General features: G+C 38.9%; 7 protein-coding genes. 2 read left to right on the forward strand and 5 right to left on the reverse strand.

Going from position 1 to position 5,550, the window contains the following annotated elements; all coding sequences use genetic code 11:
* Positions 1-502 precede the first annotated feature (502 nt).
* The gene (locus B5D35_RS22520; protein WP_078754666.1) at positions 503-1,396 is read right to left on the reverse strand and encodes a hypothetical protein; all 894 of its coding nucleotides are present in this window, start codon (positions 1,394-1,396) and stop codon (positions 503-505) included.
* Between the two features lie 134 nt (positions 1,397-1,530).
* On the opposite strand from B5D35_RS22520, the gene B5D35_RS22525 reads away from it, so the two are divergent.
* Entirely contained in the window at positions 1,531-1,989 is a 459-nt protein-coding gene (locus tag B5D35_RS22525) for a hypothetical protein (RefSeq protein WP_078754667.1), read from the forward strand.
* Between the two features lie 137 nt (positions 1,990-2,126).
* On the opposite strand, the gene B5D35_RS22530 is transcribed toward B5D35_RS22525, so the two are convergent.
* The 4 genes from B5D35_RS22530 to B5D35_RS22545 form a co-directional block, all read right to left on the reverse strand.
* The gene (locus B5D35_RS22530) at positions 2,127-2,693 is read right to left on the reverse strand and encodes a hypothetical protein (RefSeq protein ID WP_078754668.1); all 567 of its coding nucleotides are present in this window, start codon (positions 2,691-2,693) and stop codon (positions 2,127-2,129) included.
* A 128-nt stretch (positions 2,694-2,821) separates the two neighbouring features.
* Complete coding sequence (locus B5D35_RS22535; protein ID WP_078754669.1) at positions 2,822-3,787, reverse strand: hypothetical protein; 966 nt, start codon at positions 3,785-3,787, stop codon at positions 2,822-2,824.
* 48 nt (positions 3,788-3,835) lie between these two features.
* A complete protein-coding gene (locus B5D35_RS22540; protein ID WP_048669291.1) occupies positions 3,836-4,018 on the reverse strand; it encodes a hypothetical protein in 183 nt (60 codons plus the stop codon).
* A 279-nt stretch (positions 4,019-4,297) separates the two neighbouring features.
* Entirely contained in the window at positions 4,298-4,741 is a 444-nt protein-coding gene (locus B5D35_RS22545; protein WP_101210488.1) for a hypothetical protein, read from the reverse strand.
* Positions 4,742-5,316: 575 nt separating this feature from the next.
* Between B5D35_RS22545 and B5D35_RS22550 the strand changes: the two genes are divergently transcribed.
* Positions 5,317-5,550: helix-turn-helix domain-containing protein (locus B5D35_RS22550; RefSeq protein ID WP_139367844.1), on the forward strand; the 234-nt coding region annotated here is incomplete at its 3' end.

A 5,550-nucleotide genomic window follows, 5' to 3' on the forward strand; every position in this document is an offset into this window, starting at 1 on the left:
CTGGTCGATATTGATGTCACGAGCGAAAACACGAAGACGTCGAAGGTTGATAAGGGTATTAAAAATATCTGTCAAGATAATTTCCTCTATTGAAAATAAGCAATATGCACGTAAAAAAGCGTAGAAATGCTGAGTTGTTAAACGCCTCAGTGACTATGCGTCAGGATACCAACCTTAGAGTGTCATTTCTAGATTTCTTTTATTCACCTGTAGTTGAACAATAAAAGCATCTAACAAGACAAAATAATTATCGACTATTTAATAAAATGGCTCCCAATCTCTCATTAATTGGAAAAATTGCTCTGCCAGAACAGAGCCGCCTGTCATGTGTTTGGACAAAAGCTTGCTAGCGTCTTTACTAAATTAGTAATTCATGAATAACAATAAGTATGGATAGTCACTTAGCTTAGTGTCCAGTATTGATGGGTCAGCCCACACAAAACCAACCTTGAACTCAGAATATCAAGCGTTGCGAATCTGATTAAATTTATTGTTAAATCTCTTATCGCCGCTTGTGCTCAGTTCTTGAGGCTATGTCAGATATAGAGTCAGCAGGGCTAACTGAAGTTTGAACTTTAGCTCGATCTTTTAACCTCTTCTTAGCAACATAAGCAAAAGATTTCCCAGTTCGCTCTGCCTCTTTTTGTATTTCATAAATTTCCTCTCCAGAAATAGGGTTATCTCTCGCATCGATCATTGTCGAAAAATGATACGTAGCTTCATCCTCATTTTCCGAACGAGTTGCATGCTCGATAATGTCTTTTGGCTCAACACTTACTGCTTCCTGCATACCTGAACCTATAGAGCCGAAATTTTGTTTGAACCAATCACCTTGCTCCACACTATTTTTTAGCACGAACAAGTCATGGTCGTTAAACGGAACATGAAAATCATTAAAATTGATGAACTGCCGCCCATCAATTCTCATTTGAAAATGAAAATGAGGATAATCAATAGATGTACCATAATGCCCCTCAAAATCGTTCTTGGAGCAGTCAAATGTCCATTCGATATTTTTCCACTTAACGGTATATGACAATATTTTCCTATCTGCTTTCTCTTCTTCTAAGTCATTGATGTTGGAAAGCATACGCTCCTGATTCGCGCACCATCGAATGAATGCTGCGATATTTCCATATCCATATTTCGCGTAAATTTTAGGAAAATCTTTCTTTTTGAATTTGCACTGGCGTAAGAGCCAATGAAGGCAAGGTACGTCTTTACTGATTGTCTTGAAAGGTTTGTTACATAAATAACAAACGCCTCGTTCATAGCCAGCTTTAAACCCTTCGGCTTGTCGTTGATGCTCATCGTCATTCAGTCGGTTCATTTCTTCGATTTCTTCAGAGGACATTTTTTCAAATATTTCTCTGTACTTCTCTGTATCGTGTTGCATTCATACCCTCCTGAAATTTAACGCGTTACTAAATTGCTTTATATTCGTGATATTGCGCATAGACATACAGCCAAAAAGTTGTAGATTGGGCATGTAAAGCTATTTAACAACAAGTAGTTACATGGAGTTATTGTATGTCTAACGAAATTCTTATGAAAGCACTCTTTGCTCAGCAAAGAGCCCAAATTATTTTTATGAAGTCTATGAATGCAGACCTTATGTCTAACGCATATGTTTACGCTTGGATGCATGGTGTATACCCCGTATTTCAAGACGGAGATAACAGCGTACCAGACAGACCACACGAAAGTTTCTCAGAGCACTTTGTGGTTTCCGCAGAATTTACGATGGAAGTAATAAAGTATTTAGATGATTTTTGGCTAGAAGACAATAGCCCTACTTTCTACGAGTTAGAAGATAGATTCGGTGGAAAAAGTAATCGATGCGAACTTTTGAATATTTGTCGTTACGCATATTTAGACGGACGCTTCGATGAAAGATTATGGGATGCACTTCTCACTAAAATGAAGCACCCAAGTGAAGCTAGATCTTTAAATGCAGATTTCAATGAAGACGACCTGTATATTATTTAGACTTCATATGGTTCTTTGGGATGCAGGGCACAGATTTCAATTTAACGCAGCAATAAGCGGCAAATGAACGTGTGCCATGTTTGAGCGTAACGAGTTCAGCACGCGTTCATGAAGCCGACTTAATTGCCTTGTATGGCTTAATTTTCAGACTTACTTTTAGTAGGTTCGGGTTTCTGTTGAGGCTTCATGTTTATAATCCCTTCAACGCTAGCTTCTTCTTTTCTCGCAGGACGAAGAGCCTCAAGACCATTGATTGAATCACCAACAGCGACATTATGAATAGTTTTATTTACTTCTTTTGTCATTTTCATTTCCTTTTCTATAAATTGATTAATGGCAGTAGTACCTCCAATGATCAGAGTTAGAATAACTCCAAACACAAATGAAATTGCTGCCGATGTGTCTAATGACTTCAATAAAGGATCATTTGTTTGTGTTTCAGTAACGATCCCCTCAAGATGCTTAGCATTGCGTTTAAAAACAAAAAGAATTGAGACAATACAAACAAGAAAAGATAGTAGCGCCACAAAATACAGTACCAACCCTTCAACTGAACTAGCACCGACGGTTGTTAATAACGTAACGAGTAAACCTATTGCTCCAGTACTTAACGTTAGCAAACTTTTATCCAGCTCAAATTTCGTATTTAGCCAAGCTCCAACCGTAGCGGCATAAAACTCTACTTCTTTTTCTTTATTGGACACTGTATACCTCTAGATCTTGCATAGGGCCATGTAGCAGCATTAAGATGCGACGCACGCTTGCTAAACTGTGAGCGAAGCGAAACCAGCAAGCGTAAGGAATCACTCTTAAATGCTTATATACCATTTGTCTACGATGATAGTTCGCCAGTTTCTGATATTCTTACAAGTTCATTTAGTAAGCTATCGATGTCTACTGAATCTTCAACTTCAAGACCTAAATTCCCGCAAAAGACTACTGCTAAATGCTCCATGTAGTCGGTCATGAAATCATCTTCTATTTGCATGTATGCAATTAGAAAAAGAGCAACGATACGCCTATTAATATTTGTCAAATACTCTGGCTCGGTTGGGGTTACAATTGACGCAATATACTCAAAAAGGAAGTATGTATAATAAAGAACATAAGGGAGTCGCGTGTACAAATAACGCTGTTGCGTATAGACCTGCTCAGGCCCAGAGAAAATAAAGTTTATGTTAAGTAGCTCTGTTTTTATGGCCTTATGCTCAGTAAATAAGTGAGTGGCTTGATTGCAAACACGATCAAAACTGTCAAAACTAGACTTGTTATAACGCAGCTCACCGAGATACTCTGGGCTCATAACTCCTTCTAAGCCAATCCGATTCAAAACAGTATTGATACGTTTCGCATGCCCTTCAGGCCCTCCGCCATTTTTGGGCCTTAGAAACATAGGATCTAGGGATAACTTTTCGACAAAATCATTTTCATCTATGACCATAGCTTCGAGGAGATAAAGACTTTCTTGAATAGGTTTTCTTAGTAGCATAAAAGCCACTGACATTTTCCCTTTTTCGGCAGCAGTCAAAGCTTCATAAATACAGTGCAACATATCAGATAACACGGCTGGTAATACGACGGTTCTGATAACCAAACTACGTTCATCATGCTTTTGTTTTTTTTCTAACCAGTCGAGAATGTTTATCTCACCTTCAAGCGATTTAATCTCATGCTCTCCAAATGAAAATTCATGGCGAAAAGCGCTATTTTTTTCGCCTGAACGGAGGAACTCTACCATTACATCGTGCATGAACATGCATGCAGCGTGAGCATCTCTAAATTCTTTTGGAAGCTGCATTTCTTTCCTCATCCTATGTTCACTCACACATATTCAACTAAAGCCAAATTAAGATTTTTTCTTCGGTAAATTATCTAACAACTTACAAAATGCTCTATCCGCTGCACCTTGCCCTTCATAAATGTAACCAGTATCAAAAAACAAATCTCCACCTTCGTTACTTATCTGAATTCCCCAGCAACCATGCTCTTTCTCTGGATTTTCCACAATTTCTACAATAATTTTGCTCACAAGGTAATCTCCTTTATCTATGATTGTCACATTCAATGCGATCCCAAGTCATGGTACGAATCGCCATTATGCCAATAGCCACGTTATTTCATATTAAATGCATTAGATGAATTAAGTCAAAGAGGAAGCTGTGGGAATGTTACGAGTATCTACTCTAACGCGGTTTGGGGCATAAAAGTGTCAGAGCAGATCAGCCTGCTACGAGTATGAAAAATTTAAATTACAGGCTCCAATTTCGCAATAGGGATTGTGGTCTAACGAACCTAAATCGGATTAGCTTTATAATCTAAGACTGTCTTTGACTGCTTTCTCTACTTCATAGCAAAACTCTTCGATACTAGTACATGTATATTTACCAACGACGATATTAATAGCACTTTCACTATATATGGCTTCAATTCTCTCAATGTATTCAGCGCTATCAAAATGGAAAATTACATTTAGTGTAATTTTCCCGTTGGGAGCAAATGTGTCCCACCTATCCATGTCAGTGGCTATGTGTATTAGAGGGACACGTTTTTTTGATTTGGATTCCCAATCGAAAACGCTGACAGTCCCCTTAGTTCCATAAAATTCGTTTAATGCTTTTTCCAGTTGGCTAACAAAATCACGCAGAATTTCATTTAGAGCAGCTTCGTATCTATCTCGCTCATTGAGAGTGGTATTTAACTCCGAGAACTTACCTTCGCCATAACCAAATATCCTTCCAAGGAACTTTTCCACCAACATTCTCCATACTTATGAAAATCTCTTAGCCCCCAAAGTAAGGTAATTTAACAATCTACTTTGGTTTTCATGCACCCAACACTGAGGTCGGAGTATATTTTCGAAATATTATCATCATATTCACCAAAACTGCGAGTAAGAAAAATGACAAGATGGAGCATTTCCACACACCTCACGTTTGGCATTAGGGAATCTATCAATAACTTCGGGGTAGAAGGTGTTGATGACTGCTTTCACCAACACGAAATGGGGCAATTTTGAGTTAGCAAACGTGGCCAACTCAAAAGTGTACAGAAGTTTGTCAGTGACCTTGCTAAATTAGCATTTAACGGATTGTCTGAGATATTGCAAACGTCCAATCCAGCGGCCAAATTCGCCCATCCACTAGAGTTCAAAAAAATCCCCGAGCGTTGCTCAGGGGTTTGTGTATAAGAAACAGCCATTGAGCAGCCTTTAGTTATCCAAACTGAGACCCTGTTACCGCCGATGTAAAAATGACCCACTAACGTCGATTTAAAATTGACCCACCTGAGACAAAATGTCTGTTCGTTTCATGGATAAAACGGCGGACTATGATCAATCAGGAGCAACTAGTGGATATACACGTTTTACATCAACAGGGCCAAAGCATCCGCCGTATCGCAAAGACGTTGGGTGTATCTAGAAACACGGTGAGAGTTTACCTTAGGAATAAAGACAGACTTCCTGTGTACCCCGAACGTCAGTCACGCCCGTCGAAGCTAGACCCCTATTACGATTATTTACTTGGTCGCATTGAAGCAGCAAAGCCACATTGGATACCTGCC

Origin of the sequence: Enterovibrio nigricans DSM 22720 (assembly GCF_900167155.1) — a bacterium.
Classification (GTDB): Bacteria; Pseudomonadota; Gammaproteobacteria; order Enterobacterales; family Vibrionaceae; genus Enterovibrio; species Enterovibrio nigricans.

Coding starts and splice junctions, on each gene's coding strand:
- B5D35_RS22520 (WP_078754666.1), bottom strand. CDS start 1,396: ATGCAACACGATACAGAGAAGTACAGAGAAATATTTGAAAAAATGTCC.
- B5D35_RS22525 (WP_078754667.1), top strand. CDS start 1,531: ATGTCTAACGAAATTCTTATGAAAGCACTCTTTGCTCAGCAAAGAGCC.
- B5D35_RS22535 (WP_078754669.1), bottom strand. CDS start 3,787: ATGCAGCTTCCAAAAGAATTTAGAGATGCTCACGCTGCATGCATGTTC.